Genomic DNA, 23,353 nt, shown 5'->3' on the forward strand with positions numbered 1-23,353 from the left:
AAAATAAATAACAGCCCTATGCATTACTTAAAAATCACAGCACTTTTTTTATTTGTTTTCATGCTGCTTTCCGCTTCGTGTGAAGAACGGAAGGTAAGCGACGGTGAACCGGAGGGGGATGTCCTTCCCCCGGTAGAGACCCGTGACCCCAATACCAGCTTCAAACCCGCTTTCGAGGGACAGACCCGCATTCAGGGAGTAAAAACCACGACTCCTTACCAGGCGACTGTTATCGCCGAGGGACTGGTGAAGCCCTGGGCAGTCACATTACTGCCCGACGGCCGGCTGGCTATCACAGAAAAAGGCGGCACCATGCGCATCGCTACTACGAACGGCAATGTAAGCAGCTCCATTACAGGCTTCCCCGAAGTGGACGACCGGAATCAGGGAGGACTGCTGGATGTAGCGCCCTCACCTGATTTTGGCAGCAGCAGGATGTTATACTTCACGCTGGCCGAACGCACGGCAGAGGGTTCCCTCACGGCCATAGGCAAGGGGAGGCTCTCGGACGATGAGACCCGGATAGAGGATTTCCGCATCATCTACCGCGCCATCCCCTATTACGACAACAGTATGCACTTCGGCAGCCGCCTCCTGTTCGATAAAAACGGACATATCTTCGCCACTACCGGCGAGCGGTCCGATCTGGCTACCCGCCCTAATGCACAGAAACTTAATACAGGCCACGGTAAAGTGATCCGTATTACGACCGAGGGCGCACCCGTGCCGGACAATCCGTTCATGGGTACCGAAGGAGCGCTGCCAGAGATATACAGTTACGGCCACCGCAATCCGCAGGGCCTCGATATCCATCCCGTCACCGGCGAACTCTGGCTCAGTGAGATGGGACCACGCGGTGGCGATGAGCTCAACCTCATCAAACCAGGGAAAAACTATGGATGGGCTACCATCACCTACGGCATCGAGTACAACGGCAACATCATCGGCGAGGGTATTACACAGCGGGAAGGCATGGAACAGCCTGTCTACTACTGGGATCCAGTGCTCTCGCCCAGTGGCATGGCCTTTTACAGCTCCAATGCCATCCCCGAATGGGAAAACAACCTCTTCATCGGCGGACTCAACAGCAACCATATTGCCCGGCTTGTGATCAAAGAAAACAAGGTAGTGGGCGAAGAGCGCCTGCTTGCCGATGAGGGGCAGCGTTTCCGCGATGTGGCCGACGGTAATGACGGCGCCCTGTATGCCGTAACGGATGAAGGACGATTATACCGGATCGGAGCGGAATGACCACGAAATCATCCACATTATCCCGAACCGGTCTTTGAAACTTCCGAAGTAATCGCCCCAGAACATATCCTGCATGGGCATCTCCACCTCACCGCCGGCGGACAGTTCGTTGAACAGCCTGTCCGCCTCCTCGCGGCTGTCGGCTGTGGCACTGATATAGTTATTGTTTCCCTGATGAAAAGGATTCCCCATACCGGGAACTACGTCCGATCCCATCAGCAGATCGTTACCTACAGGCAATGAGACATGCATCACACGGTCTTTATAGGCCTCGGGCACATCCATCCCATCCACATCTTTCATTCTCATGATCCCGCCTTTAAACTCTCCGCCGAACACGGATCTGTAGAAATTGAAAGCTTCTTCACATGTACCGTCGAAATCGAGGTACGGATCTAATTTAACCATGATTTTTAAATGTTTAAGTGATTGTAAATAATGAACGTTTTCGTTAAGCGAGTACAGAGGCAAAACTTGTTTTGACTATGTCGAGCGTAGAAAACGACTAATTTTAATGAACTATTTCGTTAAGTGAGAGCAAAGCAAATTTATTTGTTTTGCCGAACGCAGAATTAACAATTGAGGAGCGAAGGCGACTCAAATAGTCTACTGTAATTGAAATTATTCGGGCGATTCCGCAGCTTCCCTCAGTTTCCTGATATCCATCTTTTTAATTTTCAACATCGCCTCGAATACTTTGGGTGATTTTAGTATCAGTTCTTCGAACTCCCTGGGCGTGATTTGCCAACTGACCCCATATTTGTCCGTCAGCCAGCCGCACATCACTTCTTGGCCGCCATCGGCAGTAAGGCCGTCCCAATAGTGATCTATCTCCTCCTGGGTATCGCACTCTACCACCAGTGAGACTCCTTCGTTGAAGTTGAAGGCGTGCGGATAGGAACTATCCATACTCATCAGCAGGTAACCGTTCAATGCAAATTCGGCATGCTGGATATTTCCCGCGGTCTCACCCTCCTCACCGGTATATCTTGATATACCTCTTATTCCCGATTCGGGAAAAAGCGAGGTGTAAAAACTCATCGCTTCCTCCGCTTTGCCGTTGTTATCTCCTACGAACATCATTGTAGGCACTACTTTCTGAATGATATCCTTCGCTTCGGCGGCAATCAGTTGCCATGATACACCGTAGCGGTCCTCTACCCAGGCATACTTCGGGCTGAACGGGTAACTGTCGAGCGGCATCAAAGTACTTCCCTCTTGTGTTAGTTTTGCGTACAGATCCTCTACCTCCTTTTCCGATGTAGTGAGGTACATCAGCGAGATTGAGGGATTGGGAAAACTTTCCTCGTTGCCGTTCAGCAGCATGATCCTTTGACCGCCTATCGTAATAATATCCACATAGCGATCCTCATCCGTTATTTTTGTATCGGGAAAAACGGACACGTAAAAACCCGCCATCTCAGGGGCGTTATTATTTTTGCACCAAATGCAAGGGTAAATGGGTTGATGATTTTTCTGTGCCATGATTTTTACTGTTTTAGAACGATTCCATATTACAAAAATAGGATGACGGCTTTTTAATACACTTATCCTATGACAAGAAAAAACCAAAAAGTGTCCAAAATCGGGTTATGTCACGAAATGGTTAAGTGGACTTATCCTACGGTTAATTCTTTTCGGATGCGGCTTAAAGAAGTATCCGTGATGCCCAGATAAGTCGCAATCTGCTTCAGTGGGGCCTGCCTGATCACCTGGGGATTTTCTTTAATCAACTTCAGATAACGTTCTGTGGCTGTTTGGGTAATCATTTCTACCGCGCGTTGCTTCGACTGAAAAAGCTGCTCCGACATCCATGCCCGTCCCCATTCATTCAATCCCTGGATGGAGTGGTATAGCATCTCAAACCGGTCGAGATCGATCTTCCAACAGACACACTCTGTCAGCGCCTGAATATACTCCTCGGAAGGGATATGCTGGAACAGCGACAACACTTCAATAACTACTTCCCGATTGGAAAAAAAGTTAGTCGTTATCTCATTCGCGTCGTAATCATAGACAAACGACCGCATCAATCCGTTTTCAAGGATCAGGTAACTGTTTGATCTCTCACCGCGCTTCAGAAAAAAATCCCCTTTGTAAAACATTGCTTTCGTATGCATATTGCCGATCGTAATCAGATTTTCCTCTGTCAGCAAAGGATGCCGGTATACCTCTCTCAGGGTTTTCTCTTTATCCATTTTAATTCCGCTTGCCCTTCTTCATTGCCTGAAGAGTAGCTTTAATTGCTTCTTTTGCCGTGGGATAGACAAATTCATACCCTGCATCGCGTACTTTTTGCGATGAGATACGGCTACCGTAAAGGATCATATCGGCCGATTGCCCCATAAAGACGCGAAGCAGGAATGCCGGCAGCGGTGGCATAAAGAAAGGACGTTTCATCTCCTTCGCCAACATCCTCATAAATCCCACGTTGGTCTTGAATTCCGGTGCAACCGCGTTATAGACACCCTGCATGGAATTATCCCCGACCGCTTTCAAATAGAGACGGCAGAGGTCGTCAATATGGATCCAGCTCAGGTGCTGTTTGCCCGAACCAAGTGGTGCACCCAGTCCGAACCGCGTCGGCAGCACCATTTTCCCGAAGGCCTCACTCTCCCTGGAGATCACGAAAGCGGTCCGCAGCGCCACCGTGCGTATGCCCAGTTCCTCACGGAACCTGAAAGCCTCTGCTTCCCATTTCCGGCAGGTACGGCTCAGGAAGTCGCTGCTCGGGGGATTATCCTCCTCGGTAAATATTCTCTCTCCTGTTTGCTGCCCATAGAATCCGACCGCAGAAGCGGAAATAAACGCCTCCGGCTTTTTATCCATCCGCTTCACCGTCTCCAGCAACAGTTTCGCCGTCTGCACGCGGCTCTCTACGATCTTCTGCTTCTTCAACCGCGTCCAGGAGCCGTCGCCCAGGTTCGATCCCGCCAGGTGAATGATCACATCGGCCTGTTCCACCGCCTCCGTATCGATCTCTCCCTTGCGGTAGTCCCACCGATAGCGGGGGATCTGCGCCTTCACATACCGTTCACGGCTCAGCCAGATCACCCTGTAACCTTTCTCAATGAGCAATTCCGATAACCTTTTGCCCACCATTCCCGATCCGCCTGTAATTAAAATCGTCTTCATACGATTATCTGTTTCCTCCCTGCCGGGGCTCATAAAACATCCCTTATCCCGGGCGTTTTGTCGAATATCCTTTTAGCAAAAGGGCAGAGAGGCAAAATTTTCATGTCATTGTCCCGCGCATATTCCACTGCGGCCACTACCAGCTGTTTGCCGACACCTTTGCCGGCATATTCGGGCCTTACTTCGGTATGATCAATGATGAGCCTTTTCTCCCCTGCCCGGACATAAGTCATCTTTCCGGCTTCTTTGCCGTTATCCGCGGCTTTGAACACGCCTTTTCCCCCGGTATCGATCTGTTTGATTTCCATGATCCCTTTGTATGTTATCACCTTCTGCTGCCGCTCATGGCGATCATGATGTAATAGAGCAGCGTGGCCAGGGAGCCGAGTGCAGCCACTACGTAGGTGTAGCCTGCCCAGCGGAGGCCATCCACTGCCTGGTTATGGTTGCTTGCATCGGTAATACCGGCGCTGCTCAACCAGCGGAGGGCGCGGTTGGTGGCATTCTTCTCCACCGGCAGCGTGATAAAGCTGAAGAGCGTGGTGAGAGCGAACATCCCGATCCCGAGCCAGAGGAGCATCGGAAAGGTCTGGATCAGGATAATGCCCGCCAGGATCACCCACATCACCCATTTGGAAGTAGAGGAGATCACCGGCACCAATGCCGACCGCATCTTGAGAGGAGCATACCCCATCGCGTGCTGAACGGCATGGCCCGTTTCGTGCGCCGCCACAGCCGCAGCCGCCACACTGTAAGAACCATATACCGGCTCGCTCAGGTTAATCGTCTTGTTCAACGGGTTATAGTGGTCCGTCAGCTGCCCCCTCACGGAGATCACCTGTACATCGTAGATCCCGTTGTCGCGCAGCATCTTTTCCGCCACCTCCTTTCCCGTCATTCCGTTACGGAGAGGTATCTTTGAGTACTTTTTAAAGCGGCTCTGCAACGTACCCTGTACGATCCAGCCCGCCACTGCAATTGCAATAAATATAATCCAGATTGTTGCCATTTGTTATTATTATAGTGTATTTCTTAATAGTGTATTTCTTATTCCCATGTGAACGTTTTCGTGAAGTGCTCCGCACGGAAGCCAGGTTCACCTGCCTTCTGCCGTTGCACTGAATATTTCAACCTTAAAACATCTTAGCGCCGGCAAAAGTTCACCCTCCGGGAAAAGTGCATTATCAATGAAGCAGGTTGAATTACCGGTAAAATAAAGTGAGGGGTAGGTGAAGCAAAAAAAGAGCGCCTGGTCCGGGCGCCCTTAATGAAATTCCTTATAACGGAAGTATTATCTTATAATTGTCTGTGCACGGTCGGGGCCCAATGACACGATAGCCACAGGTACTCCCAGTTCCGTCTCCAAAAAGGTCAGGTAGTTGTTGAACTCTTCGGGGAATTCATCTTCCGACTGCATCTTCGTCATATCGGTCTGCCAGCCGGGCAGTTCCACATACACCGGTTCAATTCCTTCCGAGATGTCGTAAGGCAGGTCTTCCGTTTCTTCGCCGTTCACCTTGTAGGCCACACAGGCATTGATCGTCTCAAAGCTATCCAGCACATCGCTTTTGGTCATCACCAACTTGGTCACCCCGTTCAGCATGACGGTATATCGCAGCGCCACCAGGTCTATCCATCCGCAGCGGCGCGGGCGTCCTGTCACTGAACCATACTCGTTGCCGTTATCGCGCAACCGCTGCCCGTCGGCATCGACCAGTTCGGTAGGGAAAGGGCCGCTGCCCACCCGGGTGCAGTAGGCCTTGAAAATACCGTATACCTCGCCGATCGCCCCCGGGGGCACCCCCATCCCGCTACAGGCGCCGGCGCAAATGGTGTTGGAGGAGGTCACAAAAGGATATGAGCCGAAGTCTATATCCAGCATCGATCCCTGCGCGCCTTCGGCCAATACCGACCCGCCGGTCGCCAGGTGCCTGTTGATGAAATGTTCGCTGTCGATGATCCGGAACTCCTTCATCTTCCCGATGCCGGCAAACCACTCCTCTTCAAGGGCAGTCAGGTCATACTCAAAGCGGTAATGGTCGAGCAGTTCCTTGTGGCGCAGCACCGCGTTGCGGTATTTTTCCTCAAAGTTGTGAAACAGGTCGCCCACCCTCAGTCCGTGGCGTCCCACCTTATCGGTATAAGCCGGGCCGATACCCCGTCCCGTGGTGCCGATCCTGGCATCGCCCATCGCTTTTTCCGAAGCCGCATCCAGCAGCCGGTGCGTGGGCAGGATCAGATGCGCCTTTTGAGAGATAAAGAGCCTGTCGGTAAGGGAGTGTCCTGACGCCTCCAGCGCTTCCACTTCCTGTTTAAAGAGCGTCGGATCAATTACCACCCCGTTGCCGATGATATTTATTTTTCCATCCTGAAAAATCCCCGAGGGGATCGATTTCAGAATATATTTCTCACCCTCGAATTCCAGTGTGTGTCCCGCGTTGGGTCCGCCCTGGAATCGTGCCACCACCTCGTACCGGGGCGTAAGCACATCCACCACTTTACCTTTACCTTCGTCGCCCCACTGGAGCCCTAAGAGTACATCAACCTTCATTTTTTATCCTGTTTACCGTTGCTTTTATTCTGTTTGGTTTCATTTTTCCGTGCCAGCTTTCTGAGTTCCATCCGTTTGGCATGGATACACTTGCTGCATGTGCCGTAGATATAGGTGCTATAGTAGCCCACCTTGAACTTCCTGATCTTTTTGAGCTGGGCCGGCGTCAGCAGGTCGCCCGTCATCTCGCGCACCTCCCCGCAGGTAGTGCAGATAAGATGGTCATGATTTTCGTTACCATAAGCCCGTTCATATTTCGATATATTCGCCCCGAACTGATGTTTCACCACCAATCCGCAGTCCAGCAGCAGCTGAATAGTATTGTAGAGCGTGGCACGGCTCACCCGGAAGTTCACTTCAATCATGGAATTATAGAGCGAGTCCATATCAAAATGTCCCCGTACAGAGTAGATATGATCGAGAATAGCGAACCGTTCGGGTGTTTTTCTGTGTTTATGGAGCGTCAAATACTCCATAAACTCGTTCCTTACCTGTTGCTTCAATTTTTGAGCGGCATCCATATGGCTACAAAATTATTCTATTTTTTTCGATTTTCCTCTTTTTTCTAATGTAAAATTGATTTCGAATTTCACTCCCCACATTGACACATTATTCACATTGACACATTATTCACATTGGCACATTGACTCATCATCAAATCACTTTACCGTTTCCGAATGGTAGAAGAAAGCCGGGATACACGGCCCACTCTCGTTGTAGTATGGATCCGACGTGGTGACATAGTAGTAATAGGCCTTGTCGTTCTCCTCCGCCCGGTAGCGGAAGTGCGGTTCACGCAACCCTACGGCCATCAGGTTTTCGGCCCTGTCGATACGCAGCGTATCGCTTTCACTCCGGTACACGTTATAGGTCACCCTCTCCCCCTCGCTCTCCTCCCACGAAAGTTCAAATATTCCCTGGTCGTTCTTCTCCGCCCGGAGGTCGTACGGACTACCGGGTATTGAGTCGCATAGCCACGTCATGGGCGGCAGCTTCGCGGGGTATCTGTAATATTCGCGTAACTCCCGCAGGATCCCTTTCGTATCGGAGAGCACGTTCTCCGCGCGAAAATAGGCCTGCCCGTGCGTATCCTTATTGCGTGTATAATCCACCTGGTTCAGGATATCGCGTTGCGACCATCCCAATTCGATCATCTGGTAAGCCCCCAGCCCCGGCACCACGATCCGTCCGTTGCCGTGCTCCAGCCAGTCGTCCACAAAAGGATAGAAGAGCCTGTCCTTATAATACATCATCGGGTAGATCGCATCATGCTTGCCCGTCATCATCCATTTGCCCGCGTCCTGGGACACCGTCTCCAGTGCGGTCCATCCTACGCCGTTGCCACCCAAGGCGCGGTACCGTCCCAGCGGGGCGCTGCTCACCTGTACCCACGGCTTCAACTCCTTCACCAGGTCGTACGCCTTCGTCACAAAGCGGGTGATATTATCCCTGCGCCAGTCCGCCCGCGACTTGCCCTTACTATGCAGCCGGTACATCCCGTCGTCGGGGAAGCGCCCCCTGTTATCGGGATAGCGGATATAGTCGAAATGGATCCCGTCCACATCATAGTCCGTCACGATCTCCTTTATGAGCGAGAGCAGATAGTCGTCGGTACGCGGGTTTCCCGGGTCGAGGAACCACTCCCCGCCGAATTTTTTGGTGATGGAAGGATCTTTCCGGGTCACCGACCGTGTTCCCAGGCTGCGCACATGGCGGTCGTTCCCCAACGGATAGGTCACTACCCAGGCGTGACATGCCAGACCCCGTTTGTGGCACTCCTCCACGGCAAATGCAAGGGGGTCGAACGTAGGGCGTCCCGCCCCGGCGGGAGCAATGAGGGTCGACAACGGTTCAATCCGTGAGTTATAGAGCACCTCTCCCCTGCCCCTCACCTGAAATATCACCGTATTGAAATTATATTCCCGCAGGTTATCCAGCATCTCCGTCAGTTCCCTCTTCTGCGCCTCGACGCTCGTACGGTTACGCGGCCAGTCCAGTCCGTAGTTCGTGGTCAGCCAGACCGCCCTCACCTCCGTTACCGGCGGTTGGGACGGAAACAACCTTATTGTTCCGGTCAAAAACAAAATCAGCAGGGGAAATATTTTGTACATAGTATGAATTCGCAATTGCCGTTATAACGGAGTATTTGTTATTTTCCGGGCACAAATTTAGCATAAATAGAGGGTCCGGGGAGTCAATTTTAGAATGTTAACAGTTTTGGCTTCTTTCCCATGGCATCCTGGACTTGCTGAGGAGTGACTGCTAGGCGGTAAAAGACAATCAAAGGCTCCTGTGTAAAGAGGTCGAAATTTGCTGGTATTCTTATTTTTGTGTATCTTTGTTATAATTAAAGACATCTGATATGGCAACACGTGAAGAATATATAAGACTACTGCGTAAATTCGTTTCAGAGCATTGGTACTGAATACGGAATTTCGCGTATCGGTATTTTCGGTTCGGTAGCACGTGGTCAACAGACAGAAGATAGCGATGTGGACGTTCTTATCGAAGCTCCCGTACTCGACTTGCTATCGCTCATAGGCATAAAACGTCAGTTGGAAGAGATGTAACGTCCGCCCATTCTTGGTAACCATACAACATATAATTGCCGATTTGGAAAAACAAGAGTATGATAAAGAATAACCCGTAAAAGGTAAATAAGTATACAAACCGGTAAGTATGGCAGAAAAGAGATGGCTGGCAGCCTATGTGAAGATGCACCACGAGAAGCGGGTACGCGACCGGCTCACGGAGACGGGCATCGAGAACTTCCTGCCGGTACAGGAGGAAGTGCGGCAATGGAGCGATCGTAAGAAAAAAACGGAACGGGTACTTATTCCCATGATGATCTTCGTGCGTGTCGATACCGAAGAGCAGCGCACCGTCATTACCCACCCCTCCATACTCCGCTACCTGACGCTGCGTGGCGCACATACGCCCACAGCGATACCGGCAGAGCAGATGGAGCGTTTCCGTTTTATGCTCGACCATTCCGACAGCGCCCTCAATTTCAGTGCCGGCGACCTGCAGCCGGGGGAGAAAGTGCGCGTGGTCAAAGGTTCGCTTGCCGGTCTCGAAGGCGAGTTGGTCACCCTCGAAGGTAAATCCAGAATCGCCATCCGTATCCATCAACTTGGCTGCGCCGTGGTGGAGATGAGCACCTCCCTGATAGAAAAAATTTAAAAGTAACAGTCTATAAGCATTGAGTCGGAAAAAATTTATTTTTTCAATAAAATTGATGCTTATTCCATAAAATCATATTATATTTGCAACTTAAGTGGGTATTTCCGTACAAACGGAAACGCCATTGGAAAATCAGGTTTTGGAAAATCACTTTCCCTTGTTACCACAGCAAGCGGGGAAAGAATATGGGAGAAAAAAGGCTATTATTCATAAAAAATTGAATCCGGAAGTATGTTGGGATTCCTCAGATATATGTTTTTTTCGGGGAACAAAGCCGTTTACCGTTCCATTGCACGTGAATTTCAGACAAGTTCGTTCCGTGTCTATCGGTTGGCACACGGAAAAAGAGCAAAGACTAACAAAGATTATCAGATTCTGAAACATTTGCAAAAGCAGGAGATCATTGAAGGTGTGCTGCAAGTGGGTTAACGACTCTTTTTGTACGTAATTATCCCCAATTTTCAGGCGGCCGTGAAACGGTTGTCGGGTTTTTTTCGTACCTTTGCAGTTGCAATTCAAAAATATCCGAACTGATTATGATGATAGCCATAGATTTCGACGGGACCATCGTGGAGCATGCCTACCCCGAAATTGGTAAACCCATCCCTTTTGCTATTGACACGCTGTTGCAGATGCAGAAAGACGGCCACAAACTCATCCTCTGGACGGTACGCCGCGGCCAGTTGCTGCAGGAGGCCATAGACTACTGCGCCGGGCGGGGCCTTTATTTCTACGCCGAGAACGAGAATTACCGGGGAGAAGTGAAAGAAAAGAAAGGAGAGGTTTCACGCAAACTGAAAACCGACCTCTTTATCGACGACTGCAACTTAGGGGGCCTTCCCGACTGGGGCGTTATCTATAACGCCGTGAAGACCACGGCCAACGGAGGGAACGCCCTGCATTTGCTGGCAGGGCAGTCGGCTATGCCGGAACCCAAAAAGAAAAAGCGCTGGCTTTTTTGAGTATAAAGTCTCGTTTTAATGGAATAAATTGAGAGTATCCATATATTGAAAATGCACCCCAAAAGTCAGATAAAAACTTTTGGGGTGCATTGTGTATGTCAAAACTCTATTGGGTTCCGTTTACGTTCTTTTGTTCCTTTTTTCCCCTTTGTGGCCGTATCCGTAACCATAACCGTAGCCGTAGCCGTACCCGTATCCGCGGTGGAATTCGCTCACGTCATTCACTACCAGCAGCATATTCTTCAGTTTATTCTGTTCCATCAGGCTGTTGGCAAAACGAAGATTCCCCTTGCTGGAATAGTCGGCACGGCAGACATATACCGTGGCGTCGGTCACGCGGCTTAGTATCAATGTATCGGTTACCTGAGCCGAGGGAGCCGAATCGATAAAGATATAGTCGAACTCCTCCCTCAGTTTCCCGATGGCGCTATCCAGCGTGGGACGCGAGAGCAACTCCGCCGGATTGGGAGGGATAGGTCCCGAGGGAAGCGCATACAGGTTAGGATGAATGCCCGAGGGCACGATCAGGTTGTCGATATCTTTCTCGAAGCCGGAGAGATAATGAGTGATCCCGCCGGAGGTCTTCAGATTCATGTACTCCTTCAGGCGGGGAATACGCAGGTCCATTCCGATCAGCAGCACCTTCTTGTCGAGTAATGCCGTGCTGATGGCCATGTTGATGGCGACAAACGATTTTCCTTCACCCGATATGGTAGAGGTAAACACTACCACCTTATTGTCAGCGCCCAGCGTGAGCATCAGGTTGGTGCGGGCCATGCGGAACGCCTCATCGATGGGCCGTGTTTCGTTCTCCTGCACCGCCACATTATCCGCCTCTTCATGTTTCGGGATCTCGCCCAGCACCGGCACCTTGGTAATCCTGTCCACATCGGCGCGGGTGCGGATCTTGTATTGCAGTATATCCATCAGGTAGATAATACCTGCGGGTACCAATACCCCCAGCATCAGCGCCGCCAGTAACAGGATCATGGAACGGGGGGATACTTTTCCACCAAGCATTGCTTCATCGAGCACCTTGGCGCTATTGGCCGTAGCAGCTAGTTCCAGCGCGTTCTCCTCGCGTTTCTGCAGCAACATCAGGAAAAGGCTTGCTTTGATCTGCTGCTCACGGGAAAGTTCCATGAATTCACGCTCCTGCGTGGGCACGCTTCCGATGCGCCCACCATAGATATTGGCCTGGTTGCGTGCGTCGCGTCGCTGTATGCTCAGTCCCTGCTGCACGCTGTTGATGGATGAGTTGATATTCTGCCGCAAGCCGCTTATCTGCTCGTCGAGCCTCCGCATGGCCGGGTTATCGGCTGTCATGCTTTGGGAGAGCCGCTCCCGTTCCAGTACCAGGCGATTGTATTCGCTGGTGGTAGCCGCCAATGTGGGATCTTCCACCCCGACATTGGTGGGAAGGGTCTTGTTGGCGTTCTTCGGGTCATTGATATATTCATTCAGGGAGCTTACTACATTCAGTTGCGTCTCTACCTGCACCAACTGACTTTCATACTGACTTCCCATCTGCATATTGCGCTGCAGGTCGGCCTGCAGGTCAGTCAGCCCCTGGCTCCGCTTGTAGTCCTCCACATCCCTTTCGGCCTCTCCCAGTTCCGCATTGATAATGGCGATACGGTCATTGATAAAGGCCTGGGTGTTAAAAGCCTCCATCTTGTTGTCCTCAATGGTCTCGTTATTATACACCTCCACCAGCATATTCAGGAAATCCTTTCCCTTTTCGGGATAAGGGGTATTGACGGAGAGGTTGAGCACCGATGCCTGCTTCGAGGCTTGCTGCACGGTGAGACTCTCCCTGTATTGCCTGATCACCGCATCGGGGTGCTGGATCACCACGTTCAACGGCCGGCTGTCGCCCTCCACTCCCAGCCGGCGCGTAAAGCTGATATCGCCCCGCGGTGTAGGAAGTTGTGCCGGCAGCGCAGTAAAAACGGTATCTATCTGCAATTCACCAACTAATCCTGACATAGTCACCGTGCCCCTCCCGTTATCCACCTGCATCCGGAACTCGATATTCTGCTTCAAACTGTCCATCTTACTCTGCTCCATGCTCACTACTACAGGGCTTCCCTTATAGAGGTCGGTACTCTTGATACGCCCCTCTACGATATAGGAGGTATGCAGGTTCAGCCGGTTGACCACATTACGGATGATAGAGCGACTCTGCAATATAAAGATCTCATTCTCCAGATTGCTTACCGCCCCCAGTCCGCTCAGTTGCAAACCGTCCATCCCACCCAACGTGGGTTCGAACCGCTGGTTTTTGGATTCTTTCAGGATAATACTCGAGGTCACATTATATACCGGCGTGGTGTACCGCAGGTATAAAAAAACAATGATCAGGGCTATGGCGATCCCCAGTACGAACCATTTCCAATAACGTATAAAACGGAGCAGGATCTCCATGACGGAGATGGTCTCTTCGTTGTTCTCTTCTGTCAATCTCTCCGGCTGCACCACTGAATTTATATCGGCCATTCCTATACTATCTATTTGAAATTTCAACAATGTTGTTTTATCTTATTTTCTTAACACATTTACCAGCAATGTAGCAACTGAAATCATTACAGAAGTGGCGGAGAGCCATATACCGGTGGCGCTGCCGATATCGGAATTCCTGGCTTTGGTCTTGTTGGGTTCCACATAGACCACATCGTTCTGCTGCAGGTAGTAATAGGGCGAGTAAATGATGTTCCGGTCGTTCAGGTTCATCAAGATCACACGCTGGTTCCCCTGCGCGTCTTCTCGGATGATCTTCACGTTATCGCGACGGCCCCAGATGGTCATGTCGCCCGCCATGGCCAACGCCTCTAAAATGTTAACCTTTTCGTTGCTTATGGTAAAGGTATTGGGGCGGGCCACCTCGCCCAGCACCGATATCTTGTAATTCACAAAACTGACCGTCACCACGGGCGGCTCCTTGAGGTATTTACCCAGCAGGTCGGTGATCTTCAGTTCCGCCTCCCGTTTGGTAAGACCGCTCAGAGTGATCATTCCTAATACCGGGAAATTGATCTGGCCACTGTTGTCCACCAGATAGGGCTGTAATTGGGGCTGTGAATAGGTAGTTAAACCGGTTGTGCGGCTAGGCACTGTCAGATTAAACGATTGTACCGCTTCGGGATCGGTAGCCGTCACGGTTATGGTGAGCAGGTCTTTCGGCAGTATGCGCGCGTCGTACAAAGGGGTGGACTGCACATATTCGTCCGCATCCTCTTCTCCCGCACCCTGGATATAGGCTACGTTTTTGGATCCGGTACATCCGGCAAGCCATATCGCCAGGATTGCCACCGGAAAAAGATAGAGCCGTTTCTTCATAAGAATTCAGTTTCTGGTTTTACTGATCAGGATCCAGCGCTTGTCGCAGCAAATTTTGATCGAGCCGGATTCTTTCATTTTTTAAAACGCAAAAGTAGCTCTTTTCGTTCAAACCACCACCCTGTATCTCAAAGAAAAACGGGTTTTTATATTTTTTTTTAGAAAAACGCCCCATCCGGCCGAAAGAAAAAAGAAAACAACAAGAAGTGACAATCCTGTTTATAAAAAGGGACAAAACAATGAAAATCCGATCTTTTTTTGTTTTTTACACATTAAAAAAATTGGGGGATGAAGGTTTATATTGTAATTTTGCACCGCTCGGAGACAAGAATTACCGTACACAATACTGTGACCGGTAGCCACGAAGTGTACCCAGAACCTCCGGTGATGGAGTAAATGTCGTAGATATGTTGTAGGAAGCAAAGGATTAAAAATGGCAGAGTAAATAAAAAAGATATGTACAAAATTGTAGTAACCGGCGGCGCCGGTTTTATTGGTTCCAACCTCACAGAAGAACTGCTGAATCGTGGACACCGGGTAACAGTGCTCGATAACTTCACCACGGGAAAGATAGAAAATCTGCTCCCGCTGTTGGAGAAATATCCCGAAAGCCTCACTCTGCAGGTAGGTGATATCCGGAGCATGGACGATTGTCGGAAAGCTGTGGAAGGAGCTGAATATGTTTTTCACGAAGCAGCATTGGGTTCCGTCCCCCGCTCTATTAAATATCCGGTCACGAGTAACGAAGTCAATGTAACCGGTTTCTTGCATATGCTCACGGCCAGTCGCGATGTTGGCGTAAAACGGTTTATCTACGCTGCCAGTTCCTCTACCTATGGTGACAGTCCATCACTGCCCAAAGTGGAGGATGTGATCGGTAAACCGCTCTCACCCTATGCCATCACCAAATATGTAAACGAACTCTATGCCGATGTGTTTGCCAAAACCTACGGGATGGAATGCATCGGGTTAAGATACTTCAACGTCTTCGGTCGCCGGCAGGATCCCAACGGAACATACGCTGCCGTTATCCCCCTGTTCGTGAAAAAGCTTATAAATCACGAATCACCTGTAATCAACGGCGACGGTGAGTACAGCCGTGACTTTACCTATATCGATAACGTGATCCGGATGAATCTGCGGGCAATGGAAACGTCCAATCCCGAAGCCGTAAATCAGGTATATAATACCGCCTATGGCGAACGCACCACACTCAATCAGTTGGTAGGATATTTAAAAGAGTACCTTTCGGAATACGATGCCGCGATAGCCGATGTAGAAGTCCTTCATGGACCCAACCGCACCGGCGATATCCCCCACTCCCTTGCCAGTATCGACAAAGCCAAAAACCTATTGGACTACGATCCGGAATACAGCATGCGCGACGGGCTTAGAGAAGCCGTGAAATGGTATTGGGAAAATTTATAAAATTCATACAAATAAATGCATAAAGAAACAAAAATTGCCGTTATCGGACTTGGGTATGTAGGATTACCTTTAGCACGTTTATTCGCCACAAAATATCCCGTGGTAGGTTTTGATATCAATCAAAAAAGAGTCGGTGAATTAATGGACGGGCACGACCAGACTTTAGAAGTGGAAGACGAAGTGCTTCAATCGGCTTTGGTAAAAGAAAATCCTTTCAACCGGCACGATAAAGGGCTTTATTGCAGCGCCGACCTCAATGATATTAAGGATGGGAATATCTATATCATAACCGTCCCCACCCCGGTAGACAAGAACAACCGCCCCGACCTTACCCCGCTGGTAAAAGCTAGTGAAACGGTAGGCAAGGTAATCGATAAAGGTGATATCGTAATTTACGAATCCACTGTATATCCCGGTGCCACTGAAGAAGACTGTATCCCTGTAGTAGAAAGAACGTCCGGATTACAATTCAATGGAGATTTCTTCGCCGGCTATTCTCCCGAGCGTATTAATCCGGGTGACAAAGAACATACAGTCGAAAAAATAAAAAAAGTAACTTCCGGCTCTACACCTGAAATCGGGAAAACAGTAGATGAACTATATCGATCGGTAATCATTGCTGGTACCCATCTTGCACCCACTATTAAAGTAGCAGAAGCTGCCAAAATAATTGAAAACTCCCAACGCGATATCAATATTGCTTTTGTGAACGAATTGGCTAAAATTTTTAATCGCATGAGCATTGATACCCAAGCTGTATTGGAAGCTGCGGGCACCAAATGGAATTTCGTCCCGTTCAAACCAGGATTGGTTGGCGGACACTGTATTGGCGTTGATCCATATTATTTAGCGCAAAAAGCACAGGAGTACGGCTACCATCCGGAAATTATTCTGGCCGGGCGACGGATGAACGACAGTATGGGTGAATATATAGCAGAGCAGGTAGTAAAACTGATGCTCAAGAAAAACATACAAGTGATTGAATCCAAGGTACTTATACTAGGGTTTTCCTTTAAGGAAAACTGCCCAGATGTACGCAATACTAAAGTTATCAATATCGTTCACGCTTTAGAAGAGTACAAAGCCAATGTAATCATCTATGATCCTTGGGTCAATCCGGAAATTGCACAACATGAATATGGAGTAAAGGTATGGAATGAATTACCGAAAAGTAAGTTTGATGCTGTAATACTAGCAGTAGCACATAAAGAATTTGAAACATTGAATATCAAAGAACTATCAAATATGAAAAAAATTATTTATGATGTGAAGAATTTTCTCAAAGGAGAAAAGGGAGTATATAAATTATAATATTGATGAAATGAAATTTTTTTTATACATTATTATTGTATTCTTGTTTCTACTTTACCCGACTTCATCTAGCGGAGTAATAAGGGACTCAATTAATGATGTAATTTTTGATTGGACTATTGTTTCTCTGCTTGTATTTATAGTTCTGATATTCTATGGAAAATTGGATCGAAAAAATACTATTATAGGATCTCTAATTATTTTTTATTTGACAATAATGACTCTTGTCTCAAATAGGAGTGACTCTTATTCCACATTTTCAATAGCTAGATTTGCTCCTGTATGTTTATTTTTATTATTATCTTCTACAAAAATAGACTACAAAATATCAATGAATAAATTGTTCCCGTTATTCGATATTGTTATAATAACAATTATTGTTTTTAATATACTAATAATTTTCGATAACAATATAGTGAAACATTTCATTATAAATAATTATTCGCAATTTTACGAAAGTGCAACGCAAAATATGTTTATAAAAAAAAGACCTGTATTTACATTTGGTGTTTATACTTTTGCTTCATATTTCTATACGATTCTCTTCCTTTTATGTACTTATAGTTATGAAATTACAAAGAAAAATAAATATAGATTTTATTATTTCATCCTGCTAATATTTAATATCTTATTGGCTTCAAATTTTTCAATTCTCTCTTCTCTGTTTATGATTTTTGTAATATTCAGAACAAGCATAAAAAATAGAAACTCAAAAGAAATTATGTTCTTTTCTCTATTCATCTCAATTATAATAGTATGGTTAGTAAACAATAAGGAATTAATAGGTTATTACCAAGAAAGTTTATTTAGTCTTGAAAACGGTTTTATTGGGAGATATTCAGATTCAGGAGTTTTGATGATAAATAATGAGTACTTGAAAACACATCCTAATATAGGCTTTAATATAATTAGAAATAAAGATTTAACATATACTGATTCCGGTTATTTTGTAGTAAGATTAATGGGAGGATGGATACTATTGATTCCATTTTATTATTTATTATATAGGTTTATAAAAAATAACTTCAGGAGTAAGTATCTTACATTCCTAATCATTACATTGGTGTTTGAAACTGTTATACCTGTCACCACCTATATAAAATTTATATACGCCATGATTTTCTGTATTGTATATCTATCTTCATTAAGTTCACACGAACTAATTAAATTCAAAAGGAACGATTACGGCAGATCATGATAAGAAAAAGGAGTTCAGATAATGAGTAGAAGATTGGAATACAATATTTATACACTTGGAGTAAAGAATATTTTATCGTCCTTTCTGTCGCAGATAATTGTTTTATCTGTAGGAATTGTTCTTTCCTTTGTCTTACCTGTTGTAATTGGAATTGAACAATTCGGTTATTGGCAGGTCTACCTCTTGTATGTAACATTTGCAATGTTTTTTGGACTTGGGTTCACTGATGGCATATATCTTACGTATGGTAAATATGATTATAAAGATCTGCCTTATGAAAGACTTCGGAGTACACTCTTGGTTTATACTATTACAGCGATTATTTTCACTACGTTGGCATTATTTTTGGCTCTGGAAGAAAGAGATACCAATAAGCAATTTGCATTAGTTGCAGCGACATTAAATATATTTGTATTATTATTAAGCAATGCAGGTATTAGTATCTTACAGTTTACAAACCGAATCAAAGAATATAGTTTTATCGTAGCCATAGGGAAACTATTACTTCTTTTAGGTATTGTCTTACTTATTGTTTTGAATATATGTAATTTTAAAACAATAATAGTTATAGATTTATTTGCTAAAGTTATTATACTAACAATTAATATTCTTCTTATAAAAGAAATTTTTTTTGGCAAAGTATCTACTAATTATCAATCAGCAATTAAAGAGTGGTACAAGAATGTTAAGATTGGAATCAAAATCATGCTTGCTGTCTATGCCAGTACTTTTGTTATGAATATTGGACGAATACTTATTGAGCGATTTGATGGTATTAAAATTTATAGCAGCTATGCTTTGGCTGTATCGATCTCTTCGTTTTTTTTAGTCTTTGTAAGTAGTTTCAGTTTATCATTTTATCCGTTCATAAGGAGAGTTAACGAATCAAAATGGAGTTCTATATATAGCAAAATGAACACCTTCATTTTTTTTATTTCCTTTGTTATATTAGGGTGTTATTATCCATTGAATTATATTATAAGAAATTGGTATGTTGATTATATTTCGGTAACCCAATATTTACCATTATTTCTGGTTATGACTTTAATGCAGGGAAAGGAACAATTCCTTCATGTTACTTATATGAAAGCACTCAGAAAAGAAAATAAACTACTATTAATTAATATAATTTTTTCAATCATTGCATGCTTAACTCTTATTCCTGTCTATTTATCAACAAAATCTGCTTATTGGGTTGCATTTATTACCAATATACTCATTATAGCGAAAAGCTACTGTCTTGAATTGTATTTAAGAAAAAAAGAACTGGAGCTTGAATTCAAAAATATTTTTTCTGAATTGTTATTAATTATCTTATTTATTAGCATTACTTATTTTTCAGGAACATTCGCAGGGTTATTAATATTTATTTTGGTTACTTTGATATATTTTACGATTAAACGACACGATCTGATAAATTTTACACGGAAACTATTTCGTGAATTTCGATCTAAATAATTAATAAAGTATAATTGATGAACGTAGATAGGGATAATGTGGATTTTCTTTTTATTGGAGGAGTTTTCCCAAAAGAGAAGGAAGAAGAAATAATCAGAAAAAGTAAATCCGGGCTCCAAATGGCAGCCAATAATTTTCAATGGAGTTTAATCCATGGTTTTGATCGTAACCTTTCAAAGCCGATTACAATATTAAATACAATATTTATAGGTTCATATCCAAAAAACTATAGCGACTGTATTATACATGGAGAACAATTTACTCACACTCCTGGTGCAAAAGATTATAATTTAGGTTTTATAAACTTGACAATTTTAAAACAATTTCTTCGCCCCTTTAATGAAAAAAAAATTTTAAAGGAATGGTTAAATGCAAATAAAAAAGAATCAAACAAAATTGTTTTCATTTATTCTTTAAGTCCAAGATCTGCAAGATTAGCAAAACTAATAAAACAAATCAATCCGGATGCATTCACCTGTGTTTCTGTTAATGACCTCCCCCAAAATATTATGCTCGGAATTAGAGGAAATAAAAAAATAGTTCAAATTTGGAAGAATTTATTTAAGAAAAAAGTGGAAGCTAGCCTAAAGTATATAGATGGATTTATGATTGTATCGGAACAAATAGCGGAAAGTCTAAATATCAATAACAAACCGTATATTGTGGTTGAAGCATTAACTGAGATTGATCCCCTTTCTCTACCAATAATAAATAGGAAAGATGATAAAATTAAAAGGATAGTATATACCGGAGGACTCATAGAGAAATATGGGATTATAAATTTAATTCAAGCTTTTTCACTCATTGAATCTGATGAATATCAATTGATAATTTGTGGTGATGGTGATTGTAAAGAAGCTATAATTGAAATGTCCAAAGCAGATAATCGAATAGTTTATTTAGGAGTTCTATCCCCAGACAAAGTCAAAAAAATTCAACAATCAGCTACTGTCCTTGTAAATCCACGTCAAAATACAGGTGATTTTACTAAATATTCTTTTCCAATAAAAACAATTGAATACTTATTATCTGGTAAACCGGTTATAGGCTATAAATTAGATGGAATACCTCATGAATATGATGAACATCTGATATACGTGGAAGATAACTCATTAGATGCTATAAAAAATAAAATTATAGAGGTGTGCACAATGCCTGAAAAATTTTATTCTATAATAGGTAATAAAAACATTGAATTTGTAGCTGAACAAAAAAATAACATAATACAAACAAAACGAATATTGTCTATGATTATAGATCAATTAAAAAAAAGGAGAATATAATATGAAAGCGCTTGTAACTGGGGGCGCCGGTTTTATCGGCTCAAATGTTGTAAAATATCTTTTAGAAGAAAAGTGGGATGTGAGGGTAATTGATAACCTCTCTTCAGGTAGTAAATTAAACTTGAATAAATTAAATATTGAATTTATTGAAAGTGATATCCGTGACCCGGAAAGTGTTTTAATGGCCTGTAAAGATGTGGATATAGTTTTTCATTTGGCGGCTTGTGTTGGTAGACAAAAGTCTATAGATAATCCAATACTTGATTCAAGTACTAATTTATTGGGGACGTTAAATATTTTAGAAGGAATGAGGATTCAACACATTAATCGTATTGTTTATTCCTCGTCTGCCGCTATTTTTGGAGAACTGGAAACTTCATCAATTGATGAAAACCATCCTCAGAATGCTGATTCACCATATGGGGTGAGTAAACTGGCTGCTGAGAAGATGATACTGACTTATTGCGGTATATATGATATAACCGGTATTTGTCTGAGGTATTTCAATATCTATGGCATCAATCAAAGATACGATCTTTATGGAAATGTTATTCCTATTTTTGCTAAACGCATCTTTTCAAATGAACCAATAACAATCTATGGTGATGGTGACCAAACTAGGGATTTTGTAAATGTTAAAGATGTGGCAAAAGCCAATTATTTAGCAGCTATCACTGATAAGGGAACTAATGTTTATAATTTGGGAAGTGGAAGCAGTATCACCATCAATGCCCTTGCGGAAATGATGTTTAAATGTGCGAAAAAGAAATCAAACATTATATACGCCCCGAATCGAATTGCAGATGTTAGACATTGTAAAGCAAAAACCGATAAAGTTTTAAACGATTTAGGCTTCAAAGCTACTATAAATCTTGAAGAGGGTTTATTAGAGTATTTGAACTGGTTTAAAGATTACTTATTTTAGACTAAGATCGGATGATTTTAAAAAATTACTATCACATATTCAGCAATATACGCATTACTTGATCATGAAGGTTATATCCGATGGAAAGGAGTTAAAATAGGGGTGAATGTTCGGATATATAGGAATCCATATGATATGTTGAGTACTGAATCTTGGTGTATAACCCTTGGGAATAATGTATATACAAAAGAAGTATATAATTACCCCTGAATCTTAGACAACAAGTATCATTAAAAAATAGTATTAATTTTGTTGTCATGAAGAAAAGAAAAAGTTACAGTGCAGGTTTTAAAACGAAGGTAGTTTTAGAAGTGCTTCAAGAAAGGGAAACGTTGCAGGAGATTGCGCGCAAGTATGAACTTCACCCGAGCCAGATCTCGTTGTGGAAAAATCAGTTCCTGTCCAATGCAGATGCTGTTTTCGAGCGTGGTACCAGCAAACCTGAGGAAGACAAGGAGAAAGACGCCCTCTTCAAGAAAGTGGGTCAGCTTCAACTGGAGGTTGATTTCTTAAAAAAAGTATTGGGGAAATAGCTAAATCCGAGCGTATGTCAAAGATCGACAAGACCCACCGGTTGAGTGTCTCACGCCAGTGTGAGCTGTTGGAGGTGCCACGTAGTAGCTTCTACTATTCTCCCCGTGAAGACGGTTCCTGCAATGAGGAACTGATGGAGCTGATCGACAAACAATATATGCATACCCCGTTCTATGGGGTACCTCGCATGACGAACCATTTGCGTAGCCTGGGACATGAAGTAAACCACAGGCGGATCCGCCGGCTATACCGGAAAATGGATTTGCGGGCAATGGGACCACGTCCCAATACGAGTAAACCCCACAAGGGGGAGGGACACCACATTTATCCCTACTTGCTGCGGGGGGTGTCCGTAGACCGTCCGGGCCAGGTCTGGGCGATGGACATCACCTATGTCCCGTTAGCGGGGAGCCACATGTGCCTGGTAGCCATAATTGATGTTTACAGCCGTTATATCGTGAGTTGGTCGCTGTCCAACGAGATCACCCGTTGGTGCCGCGAGTGCCTTGAAGGGGCTATAATGCGTTATGGAGCCCCTGAGATACTCAACACGGACCAGGGGAGCCAGTTCTCCAGTCCCGAGTTCACCGGCTACTTTTCTTCGTATCCGGATTTAAAGTTCAGCATGGACGGTAAGGGACGTGCAATCGACAATATCTTTATCGAACGGTTCTGGAGGAGCCTCAAACACGAAAAGATCTATCTTGAACCCTCCGACAATGGTTTGGAGTTATATCACAAAATAAAGGATTATATGGAATTTTATAACAGGGAAAGACCCCATCAGGCATTGGG

24 protein-coding genes are annotated in these 23,353 nt (G+C 45.0%); 13 read left to right on the forward strand and 11 right to left on the reverse strand.

Annotated features, from left to right (window positions below; translation table 11 throughout):
• Positions 1 to 18: 18 nt before the first annotated feature.
• Positions 19 to 1,251, forward strand: a complete 1,233-nt coding sequence (locus tag Q0502_RS17930; RefSeq protein ID WP_298653771.1) for a PQQ-dependent sugar dehydrogenase — start codon at positions 19 to 21, stop codon at positions 1,249 to 1,251.
• Here Q0502_RS17930 and Q0502_RS17935 read toward each other — a convergent pair.
• From Q0502_RS17935 to Q0502_RS17975, 9 genes are all read right to left on the reverse strand, one after another.
• The gene (locus tag Q0502_RS17935) at positions 1,228 to 1,659 is read right to left on the reverse strand and encodes a VOC family protein (RefSeq protein ID WP_298653773.1); all 432 of its coding nucleotides are present in this window, start codon (positions 1,657 to 1,659) and stop codon (positions 1,228 to 1,230) included. The two genes, Q0502_RS17930 and Q0502_RS17935, sit on opposite strands and share 24 nt — an antisense overlap.
• Positions 1,660 to 1,872: 213 nt before the next feature.
• Complete coding sequence (locus Q0502_RS17940) at positions 1,873 to 2,736, reverse strand: VOC family protein (protein WP_298653775.1); 864 nt, start codon at positions 2,734 to 2,736, stop codon at positions 1,873 to 1,875.
• 131 nt (positions 2,737 to 2,867) lie between these two features.
• Positions 2,868 to 3,449 carry a Crp/Fnr family transcriptional regulator gene (locus tag Q0502_RS17945; RefSeq protein WP_298653777.1) on the reverse strand — a complete coding sequence of 194 codons (582 nt, stop codon included), beginning with the start codon at positions 3,447 to 3,449 and terminating at the stop codon, positions 2,868 to 2,870.
• A gap of 1 nt (position 3,450) precedes the next feature.
• Positions 3,451 to 4,386, reverse strand: a complete 936-nt coding sequence (locus Q0502_RS17950) for a TIGR01777 family oxidoreductase (protein WP_298653779.1) — start codon at positions 4,384 to 4,386, stop codon at positions 3,451 to 3,453.
• A 29-nt stretch (positions 4,387 to 4,415) separates the two neighbouring features.
• Positions 4,416 to 4,694, reverse strand: a complete 279-nt coding sequence (locus Q0502_RS17955; protein ID WP_298653781.1) for a GNAT family N-acetyltransferase — start codon at positions 4,692 to 4,694, stop codon at positions 4,416 to 4,418.
• Positions 4,695 to 4,711: 17 nt separating this feature from the next.
• On the reverse strand, positions 4,712 to 5,395 hold the full coding sequence (locus tag Q0502_RS17960; protein ID WP_298653783.1) for a zinc metallopeptidase: 684 nt from the start codon (positions 5,393 to 5,395) through the stop codon (positions 4,712 to 4,714).
• A gap of 282 nt (positions 5,396 to 5,677) precedes the next feature.
• Positions 5,678 to 6,937, reverse strand: coding sequence for an adenylosuccinate synthase (locus tag Q0502_RS17965; protein WP_298653785.1), 1,260 nt, complete (start codon positions 6,935 to 6,937; stop codon positions 5,678 to 5,680).
• Complete coding sequence (locus Q0502_RS17970; RefSeq protein WP_298653787.1) at positions 6,934 to 7,458, reverse strand: transcriptional repressor; 525 nt, start codon at positions 7,456 to 7,458, stop codon at positions 6,934 to 6,936. The genes Q0502_RS17965 and Q0502_RS17970 overlap by 4 nt, the downstream gene beginning before the upstream one ends.
• A gap of 138 nt (positions 7,459 to 7,596) precedes the next feature.
• Positions 7,597 to 9,048, reverse strand: a complete 1,452-nt coding sequence (locus Q0502_RS17975; RefSeq protein ID WP_298653789.1) for a family 10 glycosylhydrolase — start codon at positions 9,046 to 9,048, stop codon at positions 7,597 to 7,599.
• A 336-nt stretch (positions 9,049 to 9,384) separates the two neighbouring features.
• On the opposite strand from Q0502_RS17975, the gene Q0502_RS17980 reads away from it, so the two are divergent.
• From Q0502_RS17980 to Q0502_RS17995, 4 genes are all read left to right on the forward strand, one after another.
• Positions 9,385 to 9,507, forward strand: coding sequence for a nucleotidyltransferase domain-containing protein (locus tag Q0502_RS17980; protein WP_298653814.1), 123 nt, complete (start codon positions 9,385 to 9,387; stop codon positions 9,505 to 9,507).
• Positions 9,508 to 9,616: 109 nt separating this feature from the next.
• The gene (locus Q0502_RS17985) at positions 9,617 to 10,120 is read left to right on the forward strand and encodes a UpxY family transcription antiterminator (protein ID WP_298653790.1); all 504 of its coding nucleotides are present in this window, start codon (positions 9,617 to 9,619) and stop codon (positions 10,118 to 10,120) included.
• Between the two features lie 231 nt (positions 10,121 to 10,351).
• Positions 10,352 to 10,549: a hypothetical protein gene (locus Q0502_RS17990; protein WP_298653792.1), complete on the forward strand. Its 198-nt coding sequence runs from the start codon at positions 10,352 to 10,354 to the stop codon at positions 10,547 to 10,549.
• Between the two features lie 107 nt (positions 10,550 to 10,656).
• Complete coding sequence (locus Q0502_RS17995) at positions 10,657 to 11,082, forward strand: BT0820 family HAD-type phosphatase (protein WP_298653794.1); 426 nt, start codon at positions 10,657 to 10,659, stop codon at positions 11,080 to 11,082.
• Between the two features lie 120 nt (positions 11,083 to 11,202).
• On the opposite strand, the gene Q0502_RS18000 is transcribed toward Q0502_RS17995, so the two are convergent.
• Positions 11,203 to 13,608, reverse strand: coding sequence for a polysaccharide biosynthesis tyrosine autokinase (locus tag Q0502_RS18000; RefSeq protein ID WP_298653796.1), 2,406 nt, complete (start codon positions 13,606 to 13,608; stop codon positions 11,203 to 11,205).
• Between the two features lie 15 nt (positions 13,609 to 13,623).
• Complete coding sequence (locus Q0502_RS18005) at positions 13,624 to 14,421, reverse strand: polysaccharide biosynthesis/export family protein (protein ID WP_298653797.1); 798 nt, start codon at positions 14,419 to 14,421, stop codon at positions 13,624 to 13,626.
• Between the two features lie 456 nt (positions 14,422 to 14,877).
• Here Q0502_RS18005 and Q0502_RS18010 point away from each other — a divergent pair, with 456 nt between their 5' ends.
• From Q0502_RS18010 to Q0502_RS18045, 8 genes are all read left to right on the forward strand, one after another.
• Positions 14,878 to 15,849: an SDR family oxidoreductase gene (locus Q0502_RS18010; protein WP_298653799.1), complete on the forward strand. Its 972-nt coding sequence runs from the start codon at positions 14,878 to 14,880 to the stop codon at positions 15,847 to 15,849.
• 15 nt (positions 15,850 to 15,864) lie between these two features.
• Entirely contained in the window at positions 15,865 to 17,160 is a 1,296-nt protein-coding gene (locus tag Q0502_RS18015) for a nucleotide sugar dehydrogenase (protein ID WP_298653801.1), read from the forward strand.
• A gap of 10 nt (positions 17,161 to 17,170) precedes the next feature.
• Positions 17,171 to 18,358 carry a hypothetical protein gene (locus Q0502_RS18020; RefSeq protein WP_298653803.1) on the forward strand — a complete coding sequence of 396 codons (1,188 nt, stop codon included), beginning with the start codon at positions 17,171 to 17,173 and terminating at the stop codon, positions 18,356 to 18,358.
• A gap of 21 nt (positions 18,359 to 18,379) precedes the next feature.
• Entirely contained in the window at positions 18,380 to 19,816 is a 1,437-nt protein-coding gene (locus Q0502_RS18025; RefSeq protein WP_298653804.1) for an oligosaccharide flippase family protein, read from the forward strand.
• Positions 19,817 to 19,833: 17 nt separating this feature from the next.
• Complete coding sequence (locus Q0502_RS18030; protein ID WP_298653806.1) at positions 19,834 to 21,099, forward strand: glycosyltransferase; 1,266 nt, start codon at positions 19,834 to 19,836, stop codon at positions 21,097 to 21,099.
• A gap of 1 nt (position 21,100) precedes the next feature.
• A complete protein-coding gene (locus Q0502_RS18035; RefSeq protein WP_298653808.1) occupies positions 21,101 to 22,024 on the forward strand; it encodes an NAD-dependent epimerase/dehydratase family protein in 924 nt (307 codons plus the stop codon).
• A 257-nt stretch (positions 22,025 to 22,281) separates the two neighbouring features.
• On the forward strand, positions 22,282 to 22,557 hold the full coding sequence (locus tag Q0502_RS18040) for a transposase (protein ID WP_298653810.1): 276 nt from the start codon (positions 22,282 to 22,284) through the stop codon (positions 22,555 to 22,557).
• 14 nt (positions 22,558 to 22,571) lie between these two features.
• Positions 22,572 to 23,353, forward strand: a 782-nt coding sequence (locus Q0502_RS18045; protein WP_298653812.1) for an IS3 family transposase, incomplete at its 3' end; no start/stop codon positions are given.

It is taken from the genome of uncultured Proteiniphilum sp. (genome assembly GCF_937873925.1).
GTDB lineage: Bacteria > Bacteroidota > Bacteroidia > Bacteroidales > Dysgonomonadaceae > Proteiniphilum.